This is a genomic window from Dactylosporangium sp. NPDC006015 (assembly GCF_040614215.1).
GTDB lineage: Bacteria > Actinomycetota > Actinomycetes > Mycobacteriales > Micromonosporaceae > Dactylosporangium > Dactylosporangium maewongense.
Genome location: NZ_JBEXUD010000045.1, coordinates 20718 through 43206, shown reverse-complemented (window position 1 = coordinate 43206; position 22489 = coordinate 20718). Strand labels below are relative to the sequence as shown.

Here is a 22489-nt window from a genome sequence, read left to right as displayed (position 1 = left end):
GGGCGATGGGGGAACGCATGCTGCTGCTGGTGCTTGATGCCTTGCGCCGCCGTCCGGCGCAGTGGCTGGCGGTTGCGGCGCTGACCGCGTTGCTCTGCGCGATCGCCGCCGCCGGGCCGCAGTTCGCCGCCGCCGCGACCGCCCGGGCCGCCGCGGCCGATGTCGCCGCAGCGCCCGCGGCGCAGCGCATCCTCACCGTGCACCGGGGCACGCCCGTCGGCCGGGACCCACAGGGGGCGCTCGCCGAGTTCCGGGCGGACGTCGAGCGGCTCCTGGACAGCAGCACCGCGCCGGTGCTCGGGTTGACCCGGCCGCTCACCAGCGTCACCGGCGGGTTCAAGCGGGTCGCGCCGGTGGCGTACCGCGACGGCGTCTGCGAGCACGTGCGCGTCAGCGGCGCCTGCCCGGCCGCGGCGGGAGAGGCGATGCTGAGCCGGCGGGCGGCGGACACGCTCGGGCTGCGCGCCGGGGACCAGGTGAAAATGCGGACCCAGTCGGCGACGGAGGTGACGCTGCGGGTCACCGGCACGTACGAGCGGACCGACCCGTCCGGCGCGTACTGGGCCGAGCCGCTGTTCGGGCCCGGGCAGATCACCGCCGGCGAGGAGGCGCTCGACCCGGCGTTCGTGTCGCTGGCGACGTTCGGCGACGAGGGGTTCGACGAGCCGACCGCCGTCTACACCACATCGCTGCCGGCCAGAATAGTGAGCGGCGCCGGGCGGGACGAGCTGCGCGACACGCAGGAGGCACTGGAGAAGGCCGGGTTCACCTTCGTACCGCCGGACCAGAGCCTCCTCGACGCGGTCGACGCGGACCGGGCGGCGGTGCGCAAGGGCATGCTGGTCGCGTGGGTGCAGGCGCTCGTGCTGTGCTGGCTGGCGCTGGCGATCGCCGGGCGGCACACCGCGCAGGACCGGCGGCCCGACATCGCCCTGCTGAAGCTGCGCGGCAGCACCCGGCTGCGGATGCTGCGGCTCACCGCCGGTCAACATCTGCTCCCGATGCTGCTGGCGCTGCCGGTCGGGCTGCTGCTCGGGGTGTTCGGGGCACGGGAAGCCGCGGACGCGGACGTGCCGGCGGCGCAGTTGTGGCCGGCCGCCCAGCTGACCGGGGCGGCGGTGGTCGCGGCGTTCGTGGTCGGGCTGACGGTGCTGGTCCTCGGCGAGGTGGCCACGTTCCGCGCGCCGGTCGCGACCCTGCTGCGGCGGGTGCCGTCGCAACGACGCGGCTGGCAGCGGCGCACCCTCGACGTGGTAGTCCTGGTCGCCGCGGCCGCGGCCCTGTACCAGGCGCACGCCGGCGGGACGACAACCGGCTTGGGGGTGGCCGCCCCCGCGTTGACCGCGCTCGCCGGTGCGGTGCTGGTGGCGCGGCTGCTCGCCGCCGGCAGCGACCGGTTGGGGCGCGGGGCGCTGCGCTTCGGCCAGATCAAACTCGCGCTCACCGCGCTGCGGTTCTCCCGGCAGCCGGGCGCCGACCGGATCCTGGTGCTGATGGCGGTCGCGGTGGCGCTGCTCGGGCTGGCCGCGCAGGGCTTCACCATCGGGCGCACCGCCCGCGCCGACCGGGCGAGCGTCGAGCTCGGCGCCGCGCGGGTGCTCACCGTGCAGGCGGCGAACCACACGGCGCTGCTGGCCGCGGTGCGCCGCGCCGACCCGGGCGGCCGCACGGCGATGGCGGTCGTCGCCGACCTCGGCGCGTCCCCACCGGTGCTCGCGGTCGACTCCGCAAGGCTCGCGGCGGTCGCCGACTGGCGGCCCGAGTACGGTCCGCGCAGCGCGCTGGACCCGACCGCGGCACGGGCCGAGCCGCTGCCCCTCATCAGCGGCACGGGCCTCACCCTTGACGCCCGCAACGACTCCGCCGAGCCGGTCAGGCTGGTGTTGACGCTCCGGCACGGGGTGACCGGCGCGGACGTGTCCGTGCCGATCGGGCCGGTCCCGCCGGGCGAGCACCAGGCGTCGGCGTCGGTGCGCGGATGCGAGAGCGGCTGCCGGATCGTCGGGCTCGTCCTCGCCGGACCGTCCGATGTGGACAAAAGGCCGGTGGGCGCCCCGGCGAACTCGGCGCTGGTCGTGCGGGAGCTGCGCCAGCAGGGGCCGGACGCCGTCATCCTCAGCGGCGCGAGCCTCGGCGACCAGCGCCGGTGGCGCGGCGCCGACACCGGACCGGCGATGAGCGTCGGGGCCCGGCAGGGCGCGCTGACGCTGCGAATCCCGAAACCCGTGGTGGACAACGCGGCCATCGGCGACAACCACGCATACGTGGTGGATGTCGTCGCGGCGGTACCGGTGATCCTGGCCGGACCGGCGCCGAAGGCGTGGCTGGCCGGGGACCCCGCGCTGCCGCTGTTCGGCGGCTCGTCCGTGCCGGTGCGGGTCGCCGCGACCACGGCGGTGCTGCCGGTGCTGGGCCGGGCGGGCACCGTCATCGACCTCGACGCGGCGGTGCACGCCGCGGCCGACGCGGGCACCGCGGGTGTGCCACAGGTGTGGATCGCCGCCGGTACGCCCCAGGCCACCGTCGACGCGCTCACCGCCGAGCTGGCCGCCGCCGGGGTGACCGTGCTCGCCGCCGACAGCGTCGAGCGCCGCATCGAACGGCTCGACCAGGACGGCTCGGCCCTCGCCACCCGCTTCCAGCTGCTGGTCGCGCTGTGCGCGCTGCTGCTCGCCGCGGTAGCCGCGACCGTGGCGGTGACCGTCCAGGAGGCGGCGCGGGCCCGCGAGTGGCGGGCGCTGCGCGCGCAGGGGCTGCCGATGCGCGCCGCGGTCGGCGTCGAGACCGGCGGACAGGCTGCGCTGGTCGCGTTCGGGGTGCTGGGCGGGCTGGTCGTGGCCGGAGCCGCGGCCCGGGTCACCGACGTCCCGGCCGTGTTCCTCGACGACTGGCGGCTACTACCACCACCGGAGACGTTGCAGTTGTCCGTACTCGGCGGGACCGGGCTCCTGGCGTTGACGGTGCTCGGGGCGGCATCGGGCGCGGTGATGCTTGCCTGGATCCGGAACCTGCGCAACAGCGATGGAGGCCGCCGGTGATCTCCCTGGTGCTCGCCATGCTGCGCACCCGCCGCGGCCAGGCCACGACCCTGCTCCTGTTGACCCTCGTCGTCGTCGGCGCGACCGTCGCCGTCCCCGCCTACCTGCGCACCGTCGACCTCGCCGTGGTCCGCAGCGAGGTCGACGGCGCCGCCCCCGGCGAACGCACCATCGCCCTCAGCGCCACCGTCGACAACAGCGACACGAGCACGATCGACTTCACCGACGTCACCAGCGCACTGCTCACCGTGCCCGGCTTCACCCAGGTGTACTCAGCGGAATTCCCGGCCGCCGGCATCGAGCCCGAGCCGCGCGACGCGTCCCGCCTCACCTACCGGCAGGAGGCCTGCGCCCACCTGACCATGCTCGCCGGGCGCTGCTACATCGGCTCCGGCGAGATCGTGATCGGCGAGCGCACCGCCGAACGGCTCGAGCTCGGCGTCGGCGACCCGGTCGCCCTCGCGTTCGCCGTCAGCAAGGGCTCCCCGACCGGACCGGTCTACGCGGCGTTCACCGAGCCCACCCCGTTGACCGTCGTCGGGGTGTACCGGCCGGCCGCCCCGCAGGAGGAGTACTGGGGCTCCCACGACTACTTCGCCGTCGACGTCACCGGCCGCACCGGCGAGCCCGTGTTCACCGGCCAGGCCACCCTCGCCCTGATGCGGCGCACCTCGACCCTCGTCGGCGTCGACGCGACCGCCGCCCCGGCGACGTTCGACGCGGCCCGCCTCGGCCAGCTGCGCGGCCAGCTCGACGAGCTGAAGGACCGCACCGCCAAGCTCAGCCAGGCGTTCAGCGTCACCACCGACATCCCCGACCTGATCGGCCGGGTGGAGCGCAGCCGGGCGCTGGCCCGCCAGACGGTGCCGGTCGGCGCGGTGCCGTTGCTGCTGCTGGCGTACCTGGTGCTGTATCTCGCCGTCGACTACGGCGTGGAGGGCCGCCGCCCGGAGCTGGCGGTCGTCGCGCTGCACGGCGGGACGTGGTGGCACCGGTGGCTGCTGGCGCTCGGGGAGAACATCGCCGCGATCCTCGTCGGCGCGGTCGCCGGGTGCGTCGCGGGGCAGCTCGTCGTGGGCGCGATCGCCGCCTGGCGGTTCCCGGGCATCGGGGTGCCGCTGTTCACCGCCGGCGCGCTCGGCAACGCGCCGTTCGCCGCGCTCGGCGCCCTCGTCGTCGCGCTGCTCGCGCAGCGCCGGCACCTGCTCAGCCCGGTCGGTGAGCTGCTGCGCCGGGTCCGGTCCCGGCGCACCGGGCGGCGGCTGCCGGTCGGTGAGGTGCTCGTCGGGGTCCTCGCCGCCACCGCGGTGGTGCAGCTGTTCCTCACCGGCGGCGGGCTGTCCGGGGTCGGGATGCTCGCCCCGGCGCTGTCCATGCTGGCCTTCGCCCTCGTGGGCGCCCGGCTGTTCGCGCCCCTCGCCGGGCTGCTCGGCAAGCGGGCGCTGCGCCGGGGCCGGCTCAGCGTCGCCCTGGCCGCGCTGCAACTGGCCCGCCGGCCGGGGCCGCAGCGGCTGATGCTGCTGCTGGTCGCGTCGGTGGCGGTGCTCGGGTACGCGGTCGCCTCCGCCGACGTCGCCGCGCAGGACCGCGACCTGGCCGCGCGGATCGGCACCGGCGCGCCGCGGGTCGTGTCGGTGGCGCCGGTCACCCGCGACCACCTGCTGCACGCGGTGCGGGCCGTCGACCCGGACGGCGCCTACGCGATGGCCGCCGCGCAACTGTCCGAGGACGGGTCCGCGCTCGCCGTGGACACCACCCGGCTGGCCACGGTCGTCGACTGGCGCCCCGAGTACGGCGACCTCGACGCGGCCCGGGTCGCGGCGCTGCTGCGCCCGCCGGCCCGCGAGCCGGTCACCGTTCGCGGGCCGGACGTCGCGCTGGACGTCGACGTGTCCGACGTGAAGATGTCGGTACCGGTGGAGCTCACCGTCGTGCTGTCGTCCCTCACCGGCCGCGGTACCGCCACCGTGCCGTTCAAGTTCATCAACGACGGCACCTACGCGTTCCGGGAACGCACCCCGCTGTGTGTCGACGGCTGCCGGCTGGTCGGGCTGCACCTGCGGGCGCAGAGCACGTCGCCGACCAGCACCCGGTTCGTGCTCACCGTGCGGAAGCTCGGCGGCGCCGACCTCACCGACGTGACCCGGTGGCGGCCGACCGGCGGCCGGCTCGACACGGTGCGGGACGGGCTGCGGCTCGCCATCGACGCGCCCGGCGGGCTGCCCGACGGCGCCTGGATCCAGCCGGTCGACGCGCCGTACCCGCTGCCGGTGCTGACCGCCGGCCCGCCGCCGCGCGACGGCACCCTCGCCGGGCTGGACAAGCGGCCGACCGAGGTGCGGGTCACCGGCCGGGCCGGCGCGCTGCCCAGGCTCGGCACCGCGGGCACGCTGGTCGACCTGGAGTACGCCAACCGTGTCGCCACCGACGCCGGCAGCGCCCACCGCTCGGAGGTGTGGCTCACCGGCACCGCGCCGCCCGACCTGCTGACCCGGCTCGCCCGGCAGGGGCTGATCGTGACCGGTGACGTGACCGCCGAGCAGACCCGCCGCCGCCTCGCCTCGCAGGGCCCGGCCCTGGCCACCTGGTTCCACCTGCTGGCCGGCGCGCTGGCGGTGCTGCTCGCCGCGGGCGGGCTCGGGCTGATCGCCGCCGTCGACCGCACCGGCCGCGCCGCGGACGAGGCGGCGCTGCGCGCGCAGGGGTTGAGCCGGGCCGCGATGCGGCGGGCGAAGCTGTGGACGTACCCGGCGCTGGTCGTCGTCGCGGGGCTGCTCGGGCTGGGCAGCGCGCTGGCGGTGTGGCGGCTCACCGGGTGGGCGCTGCCCGTCTTCGGTGAGGACCTGCCGGCGCTGCCGCTGCCGCACTGGCCCGACCCGGTCGCGGTGCCGGCGACCTGGCTGGCCTGCGTCGCGCTGCTGCTCGCCGTCGCGTTGCGCGACGGCGCCTCGAACCCGCCCGGCGCATCGCGGCGCCGCAGCCGGATCGGAGCGCCATAGCCACAGATCGCCGTCACTCGGGGGAGATGGGTCAGGAAACAAGTCCGTACCGGATCCTGGGCCGCGTCTGCTGCGGCGGGTTCGGCCGGGCCACGGAGCTCGCCGGGGTCAAGGTCCGGGCGCTGGTGGTCACCCTGCTGTTACAGGCCAACCGCGCGGTGCCGCTCGACCGCATCGGGCAGGCGCTGTGGGAAGGGGAGCGGCCGGGCGGCGGACCTGCTGAGTAATGATCTTGAGGCATCACCGCCCCTCAACGGGCGGATGGCAGCGAATCATGCAGGTAAATTTCGCATGAATCAAGGGGCGAACAGGACGATTGCGAAGAAAGAACACGGAAACGCCTCATTACCGGGCCGACAGGAACATCGACCCGGCAACGAGGGATCAAACTATCCGAAAGATCTTTCGGGCTAATTGAACACCTGAAGCACGTCCGGATTGTCGGTCCAAATCTTGATGTACGGGAGCGACATCTTCGTCAGTTCGTACCAGATGGCACAGTAGAAGATATCGGTGGTCCCGTCAGTCAACCACTGGGTCCACCGCCCACTGGCCGGGCCGACGGGTCGCACCGAGCCGACCCGGCCCATGATGTCGGCCGGCCCGGCCAGCCGCTTGTTCGCATAGACCTCCCGGTACGCGGATCGGTGGACCGCAGCTTCGAACATCGCATCGCTTTCGATCAGGGCGTCGACGGACCCGAATTCGATGGTGCTGGCGGTATCTTCCGACACCACCAGTTCACCTGTCCGGGTCGCCGACGCGCCGCAGTTTCTATCCGTTTCCACGACATAGGAGATCTCGTCCTCGCCCTCGTACGGGTCGGGTTCACAGACCGGCGCGAAGGTGACTACCGAGTCGAAGAACCGACTGGGATACGTGAGGCCGGCGTATCGAGCTTGAAGACCCTCCAGCCTGTGTATCAGGACTTCGTCCACCGCTCCGCGGACGCTTTCCAGTGCAGTTCGAAGCGCGTCGCCCGTCAACCCGGGATCAACTTCCACACGAGCGGCATGCTGTGCCAGGAAAGCGGTGGCCCGATGGGACAACCCCTGCGGCGAATCCATCACGAAATCCGATGGCACAGCAACCTCCAGAAATCCGCTAGCTACCCATGCGTCATGTTCAGATGACCCAACAACCGCCCACAGAGCCCGCACGGATTCACGATCGTCCTGTGCCGCACCATGCCTATGCTACGGCTTTGGAGCGCCATAGCCGTTGTATGTAGTGGCACGGCACCCAGCTCCCTGATCCTGCGGATGCCCTCGATCTCACTGCACCTCCCATGATGCCCGCACATGAGCAACTCCCTCTGGAGCCGTCTGGGCATTGGACTGGTCGTCCGTACTGCCTGGGTCTGCACGACCACCAGCAAGCCTGATGGCCTGATGCCGATCGTCTCGCCGACTGTGCCTGGGCGGTCGTGTCTGCTGGGAGTGTTGGCCGTAATCTCGTCGACCCGTTCTCCCAGGCGACCGGCGGTGCCGTCATCGACGTTGCCGCCGGGCAACGGGCAGGCCGCACCGTTGTTGTTGTGCACCAGGACCGGCGTTTTGTCGGCGACCACGTAGTACGTGTGCACCTCGGCCACCGTGAGGTCCTGCATGACCTGGCTGTCCTGAAGGTTCCGGACCTCCACGACGACCACGTCCGAGCCGTCGAGTGCGCGCACCACTTCGCCGGGTTGCAGGGTGACGGCATCCACCCACCGCTGCCGGGTCTTGGACCAGAACGGGTGGTGCTGCGTGGTGTGCAGCGTGACGAGGCCGTCTTCGTCCAGCAGGCTGACATCGGTGAGGTCGGAGTCGAGGTTGACATGCTTCCGGGTGACCGGCCGGACCGTCGTCTCACCGGTTTCCGGATCCGTGGCGACGACCTGGTCGCCCTCCGCGACCTCCTGGATCGCCTTCGTGGAACCGTCCGCCATCAGCACCGGCGTGCCGGGGTCGAAGCTGTGGTTACAGCTGCCCGCCAGGTCGTCTGCCCTGTTCGACCCGGCGCCTGCCGCGTCGTCGGCGAGGCCGCCGGGTGCGTCGTCGGCCTTCTTGGCGCCCGCGCCGACCTTCTGCGCGAGTTCGTCGGCCTTCTTTCTGGCTGCGGCGATGAGGTCGTCGGTGCGCCGGATGACGTCATCGGCGATCTTGATGGCGTGCTGCCACGACTGATAGGCGTCGAAGGCTCTGGTGATGCCCTTGACGATGGCCTTGCCGGCCTTGAAGACCTTGCCCCACGGGATCATCCCGATGAGGGTGTTCACGCAGGCCCCGACGTCGCCCTTGGTGATGCAGTTGACGATGTCGGTGATGCCGAGGAAGTCGAGCAGGAAGGACAGGCCCTGTTCGACCAGCATGTCCATCATCGACTTCTTCTTCAGCGCCTCGGCCTCCAGGCGCGCCTTCTGGTCCTCGTCGGACAGCCCGCCGGGGTTGCCGGTCGGGTTGCCCGGCGGCGGCGGCGGGGCCGGCGGCGGCGGGAACGCGTCCGGGTCGGCGGGGAACGCCTCACCGGACGGGTCCGCGTTGGTGACCGGCGCGTTGTTGCCGTACGCGTACCCGTTGAGCCGCTGCGGATCCTCAGGGATCGTCAGCGGATCGACGGAGATGAACCGGCCGAGCTTCGGGTCGTACTCCCGCGCACCGAGATGCGTGAGCCCCGTCGACTGGTCCTTCGTACCGCCGACAAAGCCCTTGTCACCGGGCCAGCCGACGACCGCCGTGCCGCGCTCCTCACCGAACGGCGTCGAGCGACGCTTTTGCACCGTGCCGGTGACGGAGTCCATCGCCACCGTCGCCGTGCCCTGCGGATCCGAGGCCAGGTAGGTCAGCGTGCCGTCGTTCGTGCGAACGGCGACCGTCATCCCGCCGTGGCTGTAGTACCGCGTCGCGGACTTCACGTTGGCGGTGCTGAGGTGCAGTTCCTGACCGGGCAGGTACAGCGTGGTCCCGGTGTCGTCGCGCCGGATCAGCCGGTTGCCGGAGGCGTCGTTGAGGAACCGGGTGATCTTCGAACCCTCGGTGACCTTGCTGAGCTTGCCTTCGGCGTCCCACTGCAGGTCCTGCGTGGCGCCGCCGACGACCCGCTGCGTGGTGTTGCCGCTCGCGTCGTACTGGTACGAGGTGAGCGTGCTGCCCCCGACGCTGGTGGTGTCGAGGCGGTGCCCGGCGGTGGCGTAGTTGTAGGTGGTGGTCGGCTCACCGGGCAGCTCGTGGCGCTGCTCGGTGGTCCGGTTGCCGGTCTTGTCGTAGGTGTAGCTGCTCCAGTACTTCGCCGGGCCGCCCAGGTTCGCGACCGTGCGACCGCTGGCGGCGCAGCTCGCCGTCGCCGGCGTCCACGCCTCGGTCATCCGCCGCAGGTGGTCGTGGCTGAAGCACTGGTAGTCGGCCGCCTGCCCCGACGCGGTCGGCTGGTCGAAGACCGAGACCACGTTGCCGGCGGCGTCGTAGGTGTAGGTGGCGTTGTAGACGCTCGCGCCGCCGTTGGGCCTCGCGCTCGCCGTGATCAGCCGCCTGGTGGCCTCCTCGTAGGTGAACTGCAGCAGCAGCGACTTCTTCCCGGACCCGGTCGCACCGACCGTCACGCTCAGCGGCTCGGCGAACGAGTTGTACGCCGTCGCCTGCACGTAGCTGGACGCACCCACGGTGGAGATCGGCAGACCCCACGCGTTGTACCGGGTGGTCAGTGTCTCCGCCGGCAGCGAGGCGAGCTCCGGCATCATGGTGGTGTCGGGGGTGCCGTCGAAGTTGTACGTGGACGAATAGTCGTAGCTGCCGGCCAGCCCACCCTCGATCATCGGGATCGAGACCCGGGTCTTCGTGGGCCGCTGGAGCATGTCGTACTCGACCACCGAGGTGCGGTACTCGTCGGAGCCGACCCACCGCGACGACGACGTCGGCAGGCCGAGCTTCAGGGTGTCGTACACCCAGCTCGTCAGCTTCTTCTCCGGCGTGGTCGTGATGTCCTTGACCTCGGTCGGCCGGCCGATCGCGTCATACGACATGCCGAGCTTGTCGCCGCGGGCGTCGGTGGTGGTCGCGACCTCGCCGTACTGGTTGTAGGTGAGCGTCGACTCGCCACGGTCCGGTTCCTTCACCCGGTTCGGCCGGTGCAGGTCGTCGTAGAAGTACTCCCACTTGTTGCCGGCGGAGTCCTCGACGACGCTCTGCTGGCCGTCCTTGGCGTAGCTGAACTTCGTCTCGTCGTAGACCCCGGGCGCCTTGTACTGCCACAGCTTCGAGACCCGGCCCCGCGCGTCGTAGGTCGCCGCGGTGGTCGTGCCGCCCGCCGGCGGGGTCACGGTCACCCGGTCCCCGTCATACGCGGTGGTGGTGCGCCACTTCTCGGCCAGCCCGGAGGCGGTGTGCCCGTACAGGATCTCCGCCGTGGTGCGGCCGGCCGCGTCGTATTCGGTGCGGACCTGGTTGGGCAGCGACGCCTCATTGACCGGCAGGAACGTGAAGCCGGGCGGGGCGTCGTTGGTCATCGGACCCGACCGCTTCACGATCCGGTTCTGCGTGTCGTACTCGATGGTGCTGACCGAACGACCACCGGTGGGGCTGGCGATCTGGGTCTGCCGCAGCCGCAGCAGGCCGTCGTACAGCTCGTACTTCGAGGAGTACTGCGGCGCGAGCGTGCCCACCGGCTGCCCCGGCACCTGCGACGGCGACTGGAGCGTCGACGTCATGACAACGGAGTAGCCGGTCTGGCTGATCACGTACGTATACGTGCTGTCCGGCGAGTCGACGCCGCGCTTGCGGGTCGGCCCCCACACGTTGATGACCCGGCCCAGCGCGTCGAGCTCCGCCTCGGTCGTCACGTCGTCGTTCGTGTCGTCGACCATCTTCACCGGCGCACCCCACGCCGGGTCGTTGTCGGTGTAGGTCACGTGCCCGATCGGGTCGGTGGTGATCACCCGCGTGATCGGGCCGTTGCCGGTCCGCACGTAGTCGCTGTGGGTGAGGTTGCCCTTGACGTCGGTCGAGTCCGTGACCCGGCCCGTCGCGTCGTAAACCGCCGTCGACTTCGTCTGGTAGGTCGCCGTGCTCGCCGCCGCGCCCGTGTAGCCGTTGACCTCCTCCACCTTGGTGACCAGCCCGCGGTCACCGATGACGCCGAGGGTCGCGGACTGGTAGTAGTTGCGCGAGTCGGTGAGGACGTCGCCCTTGGCCGGGTTGGTCACCGAGCAGAGCACCGACAGCTGCTGCACCCGGATCGGCAGGTTGATCAGGTACTTGGCGGTGTTGGACGCGAACGTGTACTTCGTGCACTGGTCGTCGCTGCCGTCGCCGACCACACCCTGGTTCTCGATCTGGGTGACGGTGCCGTCCGCGGCGAAGCTCTTGACGACCTTCGTCTCCCGGACCGTGGTCGGCGTCAGGTACGTGTAGCCGTGGCTGACCTCGATGTCGGCCTTCGTGGCGTTGGTGGTGCCCCACGGCTTCGTCTGCGTCGCCTGCGCCGCCGACACCCACGGATCGTCGATGGTGGTCGACAGTTTCGTGGTCTCACCGAGGAAGCTGGTCGTCTCCCGGGTCATGCCGGCGAACCGGTCGTCGTCGGGGATCGTCCCGCCGCGCGAGTCGGTGACGTTCACCGTCTTCGTGCCGCCGGAGCCGTTGCGGTCCCCGTTCATACCCCGGAAGAACCGGGTCTCCGTCTTGCGGCGCAGGCCGTCGAGGCCGTCGCCGGTGCGGGTGATCACCGTGCCGTAGCCGCGCCACTGCGACCAGGTCTTGTCCTCGACGGGGATGATCCCGTCGATCTCGTCGAAGTGCCACGCGGCGTCGCCGACGTACTCGTAATCCGTCACCACCGGCTGCATGCCGCTGTACGCGTCGGCCTGCGTCACGCGGTCCACGACGTACTTGTGGAACCAGTCGATCCGGTTCGGGTACGCCTCGTCCACGCCCTTCACGGGCATGCACCGCAAGGTGTTCGCCTGCGGCGAGACCGGCAGGCTGGTCGTCGAGCAGTTCGTCGGCATGTACCGCACCGCGAGCTTGCCACCGGACTCGCTGGTGATCCCGATGATCCGGCGCCACTTCAACGGCGGGATGTTCGCGCTGAGATTGTCGACCCGGTTGTCCATCGGCGCACCGTCGAAGGTGACCTCGTTCGCGGTGATCGGCGTCGCGGCAGCCAGACCCTTGTGCGTGATCCCTTCCAGCCACATCGCATAGCCCGTGGAGGCGTCGTCACGGATGTACGACTGGCGCAACGTCCACTCGTCGACCGGACGGAACCCGACACCGTTGTTGTTCAACACCTCGGTGCGGATCTTGTTCAGCCGCTTCTTGGTGAAGAACGCCGGCGAGAACGTCTGGTTGCACGGCGCCGCGTCACAGGTGAGGTCGGTCGGCGTGTCCTGGAAATCCGTCGGCGCCGAGCAGCCGCCCACGCACCGGTTCTCCGTGTCGAAGAACACCTTCGCCAAGGGGGGCGTGCTGTAGATGGCGTCGCTGCGCTGCCCGTAGTCGATCCGCTTCAGGTTGCCCGCGCGGACGTACCAGTCCGGGTGATCGGCGTCGCCGTAGCGGGCGTAGTTGTTCGTCTCCCGCTCGTAGAAGTACGACATCGTGTTGCCGTGCACGTCCACGGCGTAGTCGACGTTCCACTTGTACGCCTGCCGACAACCCGACGCCTGGAAATTCGCACCGTTGCACGGCTCACCAGGGTGATTGCCGTACACCGGCACCGTGAAGACCGACTGGGTCTCCTCGCCGCTCGTCCAGCCCGGCAAGCGGTTCTGGCCGAAGAAGAACTGGGTGCCGTCGGGTGAGGTGAACTTCCAGTACTCACCGTTGTCGTCACCGTTGTTGAGCCCGGTGTTGAACAACTGCTCGACCTTCGAGCCGTCGTCGTTCTTCAGCTTCCACGTGTTGCTCGTGCCGACCCGCACGAGCTCGGAGGCCCTACCGTTGAGGGTGATCGAGGCGTTGTCCGAATACCAGCACTGGTCCCCCGTCGGCCGCGTCTTGTTGTTCGCGTCGCCCTCGACGTCCGTCGCACACGGCTTGTAGCGCCGCTCGATCTGCCCGGGCGCGAACTCGAAGCCCATCCCGATCCACGACGCCTGGTTGTTTGCCCCGACCGTCCGGCCGTCAACGCCGCTGGACGCGTAGGCCAGGGAGATCGTCGGCGACGGACCGCCGTTGGCGGGCGGCACACTCAGCGGGTAGGACCAGGTGAAGTCACCCGTCGAACCGCCACCACCCCACGCCGCCGATTCACTCAGCGAGGTCGCCCCGAAGTTGCCTGCTCCGCCGGAACCGCCAGCCTGCAAAGCGAGCATCTTCGACGCCCCGCCGGCCAAGGTCAGGTCGCTGCTGACCACCCCGGCACCGGTGTTGTTCACCGACTGCAGCGGCTTGCCCACCTGGCACTCGCTGCGCTCCGGCGTCGTGGCCGCGCACTCCGGCAGCTCGACCAGGCGCAGCCGGGAGCTCCACGCACCGCCGTACGCGTCGCGGAACGAGCCGTAGTTCACCTCGACCGAGATCCGGTTGTTGCTCAACGTGGAGTCCGGACGGGCCACCTTCAGCAGCAAGCCGTCCACTTTGGACTTCGCCGTGCGCGCACGGTCGAACACCTCGACGCGGACCGCCGCCGGCCCGGCCAGCGGGACCTTCCGCAGATCCTCCTGCACCGCATCACGGGCGTCACCGATGAACACCGGGCTCGCACCCGCCCGCGTCGGACCCGCCTTCGCGGCCCGCACGACATCCGCGTTGGTGCGGGCGGGCTCGGCGGCGAGCCGCCGCGCGGCCAGGTCGACGGTCGCGGACTCGGCCTTCGGCCAGCTCACGGCGGGCGCCGCGGTCAGCCCCAGGCCCTGCTCGGCATCCGCGAACCTTGCCGGTTTCACCCGCTTCGAGGTGTCCTCCGGCACCTTCCGGTCCACCTGATTCGGATTCGCCACCAGCGGATCGACCGGCGCCGCCACCGCGGGCAGCGTCGCCAGCCCTGAGGCCAGCAACGACAACGTGATCGTCAGGACCGTCGCACCGACCGCCCGGCGGCGCCAGCTGCGCCATCGTCGGTGGTCCGGCAATCGTTCTTGAACAGCGTGCAGCATGGACCGCACCGCGGCGTCCTCCCCGTATCGGCAACCGTAGATCCGCTCACAGGCGGATGGCAGACGAATCATGCATGTAAATGCATTGTCGGACAAGGGATTGAGTTCCCTGGCTCCCTTCCATAAGCTGCGGCCGCTGCCATCGACCAGACGGGGAGGACCATGGTGGGCGAGAGCATCCCGCTGCGCCGTGCCCAGAAGTGGGCCATCGCACTCACAGTGACCGGATTAGCCGCTTCGGCGCTTGTCGTCACGCAGTTCGGGCCGGACGGCCGTCACGCTCAGCAGTCAACCGACACCACCGCGTACGCCGCCGGCGCTGCCGGGAGCGGCTCGGAGGCGAACGGTTCGGGCACCGTTCAGGACCCGGTAGATACCACGGAGAGCGTCTCGCCCGCTGCCCTGCTGAACGAGGCAAAGCTCACCAACAAACCTGTCGAGGTGGCGCAACGTCGCACCGCGACGGCACAGACCTTCATCAACCCGTCCGGCACCTACACCACCAAGCAGTTCGCCGCTCCGGTGCGCGTCAAGCAGGACGGCAAGTGGGCCGACATCGACACCACGCTGGTCCGCGACGCGAAGGGCGTGGTGCGGCCGAAGGCCACCACCGTCGATGTCAGCTTCTCCGGCGGCGGCAAGGGTGACCTGCTGACGATCAAGGGCATCGGCGGCACGTTCGCGCTGACCTGGCCGACCGAGCTGCCGAAGCCGACGCTCGACGGGCCCAACGCCACCTATGCCGACCTGCTGCCCGGCGTCGACCTGCGGCTCACCGCGCAGCGCGAAGGGTTCAGCAAGGTCTTCGTGGTCAAGAACCGGGCCGCGGCCGACAGCCAGGCGCTGCGCAAGCTCACCTTCGGGGTGCGCACCGCCGACCTGAGGATCGCCTCGGCGGCGGACGGCGGCTTCAACCTCGTCGACCGCAACGGCACGTCGGTGCTCATCAGCGACGCACCGATCATGTGGGACGAGCCGGTCATCCCGGCCGGGCTGAGCAAGTGGGAGGCGGAGCTCGTCGAGCCGGCCCACCACGCCACGATGCGCTCGGTGATCGGCAAGGACCAGCTGTCGGTCGAGCCCGACCAGGCGATGCTGGCCCGTACCGACCTCAACTTCCCGGTGTACATCGACCCGTCCGGCAACGTCACCAACAACGGCAACTGGACGCACATCAACCAGGCCAACGGCAACACGTCGTACTGGACGACCGACCGCGACCGGGCCAAGGTCGGCTACTCCGGCTACGCCACCACGAAGACGCCGTGGCGCTCCTACTTCCTCTTCGTCACGGACAACCTCGCCGGCAAGCAGCTCACCAACGCGGCGTTCTCGATCACCCTTGACCACTCCGCCAGCTGCGGCGACACCCAGGTGATGCTGTACGGGACCAACAACGTCAGCTCGACCACGGCAGTCACCTGGAACAACTCCAGCGGCGGCAACATCTGGGCGACGCACATCGCCAACGGCTGGGGCCACGCCAACGAGGACACCGGCTGCGGCGGCCAGGCGGCCCCCGACATGACGATGTGGATGGGCGGCTACGACTACCCGCTGGTCCGCCAGCACATGCAGCGCGCCGCCAACGGCGAGTTCGGCGGCCAGATCACCTTCGGCATCAAAGCCGTCGACGAGGGCCAGAAGCTGCAGTGGAAGCAGTTCCACCCGTGGAGCGCGGCGATGACCTTCGAGTACAACACCACGCCCGACGTGCCGCAGGAGCTCAACACCGTCCCGGCGACCACGTGCGGCTCGGAGAGCAGGCCGACCCGGCTGCCGGCGGCGATGCAGAACACGAAGTTCAGCGCGCTGCTGCTGGACAGTGACGCCAACACGGTCCACGGTGACCTGCAGGTGCTGCTGGGCAACACCGAGACCGTGAAGCACAGCACCAGCACCGTCGGCGTGGCCAACGGCTCCGCGGTGTCGTGGCCGGCCACCCCGGCCGGGGTCCTGGCAGCCAACACGGTGTATTCCTACCGGGCCCGCACCGGCGACGGGGTCGGCAACAGCCCGTGGAGCAACCGCTGCTACTTCGTCGTGGACACCACCGGGCCGTCGGTGCCGACGATCAGCAGCACCGACTTCCCCGACGGCAACCCGGTGAAGGACGTCGGCCAGACGGGCAGCGTGCTGCTCAAGCACGCACCCGCCGACACCGACATCGCCGGCTACGCCTACGGGTTCGCCGCGGACAAGCTGACCGGGTGGGTGCCCGCCGACAGCACCGGCGACGCCACCATCCCGATCACGCTGTGGACCGACCCTGACACCGGCTACGCGAGCAGCGACCTGTACGTGCGCTCGGAGGACTTCGCCGGCAACCAGAGCATCACCACCATCAACCCGTACCAGCTGATGGCGAACGACAACGGTGCCGTGCCGCCGAAGAAACGCGGCGACGTCAACGGCGACGGCAAGGGTGACATCTCGGCGATCATCGACGCCGGTGGCGACCGGTTGCGGGCCTGGACGCTGACCTCCAACGGCCTCGACGTCGACAACAACCTCGCCTTCTCCACCCAGACCGTCGGTTGGGACACCGGCCGGGACGGCTCCTCGTTCGTCACGATGCGCTTCGTCACCGGCGACTTCACCGGCCCCGCGGGGTTGCCGGACGGGCTGTCCGACCACGCGCTGTTCCGGCAGGACCCGGACGGCCTGATCCGCATGTTCCTGCTGACCGCCCGGGGCAACCGCTTCGACGTCCTGCAGGACCCGGTCTGGACCAGCCCGGCCGCGCCGGTCGATCCACTGTGGAACATCGCCAACCTGCGGTTCATGCCGGGCGACTTCGACGGCGACGGCAAGGCCGACGTCGCGGCGGTCCGCGGCGACGTGACCGGCACCGGCTCGACCATCTGGGTGTGGCGGCAGAGCTCCGGTTCGACCCAGTACACCGCGACGCAGTGGGCGAGCACGCCGGCGATCAACATCACCACCTCCACCCCGGTCGGCGCCGACCTCGACGCCGACGGTGACACCGACGTCACGTTCATGAAGGCCGACGCGGTCGACAGCATGTCGGCGCTGGTCTACAAGTCCAACGGGGCCGCGCAGACGTTCCAGACGCCCAGCGGGTCGGCCTGGTCGTCGGGAGCGGGCAACTTCGAGTACCGCCGGGCACGGTTCGTCACCGGCAACTTCGACGGCGACACCACCAACGGCAAGGGCAAGATCGATATCGCGGTCCTGTACGACTACGGCACCAGCAGCAACTTGGCCGTGTGGGGCTGGAACGGCACCGCGATCACCTCGCTGAGCGTGTCGCCGACGTGGACCTCGTTCGACGTGCGCAAGGTGAAGGAGCTCCAGGCCTCGGACTTCGACGGGGACGGCAAGGACGACCTGGCGATCTTCCGCGACAGCTCGATCGTCGGCACCACCGAGCTGCACACGGTGCGCAACTCCGGCACCGGCTTCACCGCGGCGCCGCTGATGGTGCGCAGCTGGACGGTGTCGGAGAAGCCCGAGCGGCGGGCCGCGTGGCGCTTCGACGACACGGGCAGCGGCACCGCCGTCTTCGACGAGTATGGCGACTACCCGGCGAAGGTCTTCGCCGGTGGGACCCGGGTCAACGGTCGCAAGTTCTCCACCGACCCGTCCGACCGGGCGCTGTCGCTCAACGGCACCAACCAGTGGGCGGCCACCAGCGGCGCGGTCGTGCGGACCGACCGCAGCTTCACCGTCGCGGTGTGGGTGCGGATCACCGCGACCAACAGCTGGCAGACGGTGCTCGGCTCGCAGGGCACCTGGCAGTCCGGCTTCTACCTGCAGTGCACCATCGGCGGCCAGTGGCGCATGGTGTTCTCCAACGACGACGTGCAGTACCCGGCGGGGTATTACTATGCGGAGGCGAAGACACTGGCACAGGCCAACACCTGGACCCACCTCGCGGGCGTCTACGACGGGGACACCGGCACGGTCAAGCTCTACCTCAACGGCGTGCTGGAGGGCACCGGCGTCCGGGCGACCCCGTGGAACGCCTGGGGCCCGATCCAGATCGGCCGGGGCGAAGGGCGCGTGACCGGCGGCTTCAACTACGTGGGCGGCATGATCGACAACGTCGACATCTTCGACCACGCGGCGTCCTCCTACGAGATCGCCCAGCTCGCGACGCCGTAACCCGTACAGCGGTGGGCTGTCCCTTCAGGGGCGGCCCACCGCCGTTTCCACAGCAGCCGGGCGTCGCGGATGCGCGGGACCATCCACTGCCAAGGTTTTCGACCAGGCGAAGCGCACCGGGCAGGAGGCCGCTCAAGGAGTACGGGGTCCGCTGAGGCGGTTGAGCAGGCCCGCACACCGGGCCTGCTCAACCCCGATCTTTACCGACCCGGGCGCATCGCGGCGGCGCTCACTGGCCCTGTCCCTGGTCGTGCGGAACGGTGACCGTGACGGTGCAGCCGGCCGCGCGGCCGATCTCGTCGTGACCGCGGTAGGTCAGCGTGTAGACCCGGTCGCCGCCGTTGCCGGCGCGCTCGGCGCGCAGCTGCCCGGTCAGCGACGGCTGCCCCGGGGCGAACCCCGTGACGTCCGAAGCGTCGCCACCGGTGACGTCGGCGAGCTGGAACGCGCGTGGTCCGAGGACGCCGTCCGGGAGGTCGACGCTCACGTTGACGTCGACCATGCGGTGGTTCGGTGGCCACAGCCGCGGCCGGTCGACCGTGCAGTTCAGCTGCCGCTCGGGCAGCGGTTCGTCCAGCGTGGCGACCGCGTGCCCGATGGTGGCGGTGAGCCGGGCACCGGCCTCGTAGTACATGTGGACGGTGGTGCCGTCGAAGTAGAAGGTCGGTGCCGCGGAGCGGCCCAGATCCGGCGCGGCTGCCATCGAGTCGTGCACCACGCCCAGGTGAACCTCCTGGTCGAAGTTCTCGCCGACGTCCACCGCGTGCATGTCCCCGTCGGCCGCGTGGAAGATCACCAGGTTGCGGCCCTGCCAACGCAGGTAGAACGGGCCGGAGGCGTTGGGGGCTTCGACGCCCTGCGGGGTGACGATCGGCTGCGGCTGGATCGTCCAGTTCCGGGCGTCGGTGGAGACCGCCCAGCGGATGCGCCGCGCTACCGGACCGGTCGGGCCGGGGAGCGCGTTGATCGGGTTGTCCATGAACAGCATCAGGTACCTGCTGCCGAGCCGCGGAATCGACTGTTCGAAGACCCGGGCGTACGAGGTCTCGCGGCCGGTGCTGTCGTCGCTCTGGACTGCCGCGCCGCCGTATTCGAAGTGGATGCCGTCGTCGGACGTGGCGTACCGGGTGATCGAGTTCTCGCCGTGGAAGTAGAGGAAGAGCTTCTGCTCGCCTTCGATCCAGATGGCGTGCGGCGAGGAGATGTGGCTGACCGTGTTGTAGTACGGCAGCCAGGTGTTGGAGACCAGCGGGTTGCTCTGATATTCGGTCCAGGGGCCGTTGATGGAGTCGGAGTAGGCCAGGGAGATGCCGCCCGGCTTCTCGTGCGGCGCGTAGTACAGGTAGTAGGCGCCGAGCGGGTGCGCGAAGTAGTCGGCCGCCCGGATGACGCTGGGGAAGATGAACTCGTTCGTCGGGTTGTACTTCAGCTTCGTCTTGTCGAACGCCGTGCCGACGTAGGTGAAGCTGGGAAAGCTGAACGGGGTGTCGGCCGGCGCGGCCGTGGCCGGTGTCGCGGCGAGGGCGGCGGTGACGAGTCCGGTCGCCGCAGCGCAGGCGGTACGGCGGACGAGGCGCTGAGATGTCACAGAATTTCTCCCTTGGTGGACGGCGGTCGACGTCGCGCGGCGGGCGAACCGGCGCCGGCGGCGGTCGTTCGACAGGCACGACCGACCGTCCGGGTGATGAACGGTGAACGGTGGAGATCGAGCAGGGGTTCGACATCGGAACCGGGGGTTCCACAATGGACGGTCACGCCGCTGACGGTGGCGGTGGCGGGTGCCGGCTGGTCGTAGCAATACGCCATGTGGCCCTCCTGCCGCTGAGTGTTACCGGCGTGTTTCTCGAATGGTGGTAGGCGCACTCCGGGCAGTCAAGACGATAATACGTATTATCTAGGTACGCTGATGCCCTCGACGGCGGCCGGCGGCACCGTAAGGTGCCCATCGTGACCACCCGGAGCCGCCACAACGACCCCGCCGACCGGTCCGGTGAGCCGTCGGCGTCGGCGGTCTCGTCGGCGGGCTGCTCCTGGGAGGCCAGCTCGGCCTCGACCCGGGCTCCCGCACCGCCTGAGCCCTGTCCTGCCGATCATGGAGCAGTTGATCGATGATGTGTCGGTGGGATCGACGAGGTCGGGACGTTCGACAGCGACTGCCTGCTCAAGCGCGTCGACTGGCTGACGCACTGACCGGTGTGGTGTGCGGTGGCCGCCTCGCCGCCACCGCACGCCGACCCAGTCATACGATCACTTCGGCCACGGCATTTCCCGCGCCTGCTGGTCCAGCCACTTGAGCATCGCCTGGGTTGTTTCTTCCGGCCTTTCCTGCTGGATCCAGTGGCCGCAGTCGAGATTGACCACTTCCACGTTCGGCACGAAGTCGGTCAGTCGTTCCGACTTCGCGACCGCGTCACGGTCGCCGTAGACCATGAGGGTGGGCTGGCGGATGATCGGGTCCACGTCGGCCAGCAGATGCCAGTTGCGGTCGAGGTTCCTGTACCAGTTGATGCCGCCCGTGAACCCCGACGACTCGAACGCGGAGATGAAGACGGCCAGTTCGCGGTCGCCCATCAAGGGATCACCGAGCGGAGTCTCCGCTCTGGCGAGATTGATCAACGACATGCCCGGCTGAGGCTCCGCGGGGGGCTCGTTCTTCCGGTACAGGTTGCGAAGGAACTGGAACGTGTGCGCCTCGAGGACGGCGTCCGCGACGCCCGGCTGCCGATTGAAGTGGACGAAGTAGAAGTCGCCGCCGAACACCTCTTCCATGAACTCGATCCAGGGCCTTGCTCCGCGCTCCTGGTACGGCAGGCTCAGGTTGATCACCTTGTTGACCCGGTTCGGGTGCAGCAAGGTCAGGCCCCAGACGACGAACGCACCCCAGTCGTGGCCGACGAAGGTGGCATCGTCATAGCCGTAGTGGTCAAGCAGCGCGACGAGGTCACCCGCCAGGTGTTCGATGCCGTAGGCGGTCACTTCGGCCGGACGGGACGAGTTTCCGTAGCCCCGTTGGTTCGGGACGATGACGTGGTAGCCCGCTGCGGCCAGGGCCGGCATCTGATGACGCCAGGAATAGGCGAGCTCCGGCCAGCCGTGACAGAGCACGACGGGTCGCCCCGCATTGTGCCTGCCGGCCTCGAAGACTTCGAGCTCCACGCCGTTGACCGCGATCATGGTGGGTTCGGGGAAGTCGGTGATCATGCGGCCATCCTGCCGACCGAAACCGGTCACCTCATGACCGGTTTCTGTGGAAGTGTTGCCGGGGTGCGAGCCGACCGGCTGATGGCCATCCTCCTGTTGCTGCAACAGCGCGAGCAGGTGACAGCGGCAGAGGTCTCCCGGGAGCTGGAGGTCTCCGAGCGCACCGCCCGCCGCGACCTCGACGCCCTGGCCATGGCGGGGGTGCCCGTGTACTCCATGCAGGGCCGGGGCGGCGGCTGGCGCCTCGTGGGCGGCGCCCGCACCGACCTGTCCGGGTTGACCGCGAGTGAGGCCCGCGCCCTGTTCCTGGTCGCCGGCCCGGCCTCGGCTGCGACGCCGGCCGTGAAGGCGGCGCTGCGCAAGCTCGTCCGGGCCCTGCCGGAGCCCTTCCGGGTGCAGGCCGAGGCAGCGGCGGCGTCGCTGGTCACGGACCCGCAACGATGGGGGTCGAGCCGGATCGAGCGCCGGGCACCCCGATTCCTCGACGAACTCCAGGACGCGGTGATCCGCGGTGTCCAGGTGCGGCTCGGCTACGTCGACGGCAACGGCACCGAAACCGAGCGAACCGTCCACCCGCTGGGCATCGTCGCCAAAGGTCCGTCGTGGTACCTCGTCGCCCACACCGAGGCCGGCCGGCGGACCTTCCGCATCGACCGCGTGTCGTCCGCCGACCCGACCGGCGATCCCGTGCACCGGCCCGGGGACTTCGACCTCGCCGCGAGCTGGCGCGAGATCGCCGACGAGGTCGAACGCAGGCGGACACCCCTCGAGATCCAGGCGGTGTGCACACCCAGCGGGATAGGCCGGCTCCGGATGATGCTCGGCGACCGGCTCGAGGTGGGAGGCTCCACGGCCGACGGCCGCATCGAGGTCGTGATCCGCGGCTACAACGAGTACGCGCTCGCCGGCGAGCTCGCCGGGATGGTCGAATGGCTCGAGGTGACCGGCCCTCCAGGCGTACGGGACCACCTGGCCGCGATCGGCAACGCCCTCGTCGAGCGGTACGGCTGAGACCGGGCGCGCGGGCAACACAGGACGTGGGCCCTGGG

General features: G+C 70.2%; 9 protein-coding genes. 5 read left to right on the top strand and 4 right to left on the bottom strand.

Translation table 11 applies throughout. From position 1 onward, the window contains the following. Positions 1-17: 17 nt before the first annotated feature. The 3 genes from ABZ321_RS46360 to ABZ321_RS46350 are packed head-to-tail and all read left to right on the top strand — an operon-like array spanning position 18 to position 6264. Positions 18-3038: an FtsX-like permease family protein gene (locus ABZ321_RS46360; RefSeq protein ID WP_354902644.1), complete on the top strand. Its 3021-nt coding sequence runs from the start codon at positions 18-20 to the stop codon at positions 3036-3038. Then, positions 3035-6037 carry an FtsX-like permease family protein gene (locus ABZ321_RS46355; RefSeq protein WP_354902642.1) on the top strand — a complete coding sequence of 1001 codons (3003 nt, stop codon included), beginning with the start codon at positions 3035-3037 and terminating at the stop codon, positions 6035-6037. The genes ABZ321_RS46360 and ABZ321_RS46355 overlap by 4 nt, the downstream gene beginning before the upstream one ends. Before the next feature lie 26 nt (positions 6038-6063). Then, on the top strand, positions 6064-6264 hold the full coding sequence (locus tag ABZ321_RS46350; RefSeq protein WP_354902640.1) for a hypothetical protein: 201 nt from the start codon (positions 6064-6066) through the stop codon (positions 6262-6264). A gap of 183 nt (positions 6265-6447) precedes the next feature. Here ABZ321_RS46350 and ABZ321_RS46345 read toward each other — a convergent pair whose 3' ends face one another. Continuing rightward, entirely contained in the window at positions 6448-7122 is a 675-nt protein-coding gene (locus ABZ321_RS46345) for a hypothetical protein (protein ID WP_344502112.1), read from the bottom strand. Positions 7123-7145: 23 nt separating this feature from the next. Next, complete coding sequence (locus tag ABZ321_RS46340; protein WP_354902637.1) at positions 7146-14111, bottom strand: polymorphic toxin-type HINT domain-containing protein; 6966 nt, start codon at positions 14109-14111, stop codon at positions 7146-7148. A 441-nt stretch (positions 14112-14552) separates the two neighbouring features. Between ABZ321_RS46340 and ABZ321_RS46335 the strand changes: the two genes are divergently transcribed. Continuing rightward, complete coding sequence (locus tag ABZ321_RS46335; protein WP_354902634.1) at positions 14553-18239, top strand: LamG-like jellyroll fold domain-containing protein; 3687 nt, start codon at positions 14553-14555, stop codon at positions 18237-18239. A gap of 229 nt (positions 18240-18468) precedes the next feature. On the opposite strand, the gene ABZ321_RS46330 is transcribed toward ABZ321_RS46335, so the two are convergent. Together ABZ321_RS46330 and ABZ321_RS46325 are read right to left on the bottom strand one after the other, a co-directional pair. Beyond that, on the bottom strand, positions 18469-19827 hold the full coding sequence (locus ABZ321_RS46330; protein WP_354902631.1) for a hypothetical protein: 1359 nt from the start codon (positions 19825-19827) through the stop codon (positions 18469-18471). Positions 19828-20486: 659 nt separating this feature from the next. Continuing rightward, positions 20487-21440, bottom strand: coding sequence for an alpha/beta hydrolase (locus tag ABZ321_RS46325; RefSeq protein WP_354902628.1), 954 nt, complete (start codon positions 21438-21440; stop codon positions 20487-20489). An 81-nt stretch (positions 21441-21521) separates the two neighbouring features. Between ABZ321_RS46325 and ABZ321_RS46320 the strand changes: the two genes are divergently transcribed. Beyond that, positions 21522-22451 carry a WYL domain-containing protein gene (locus ABZ321_RS46320; protein ID WP_354902625.1) on the top strand — a complete coding sequence of 310 codons (930 nt, stop codon included), beginning with the start codon at positions 21522-21524 and terminating at the stop codon, positions 22449-22451. Positions 22452-22489 lie beyond the last annotated feature (38 nt).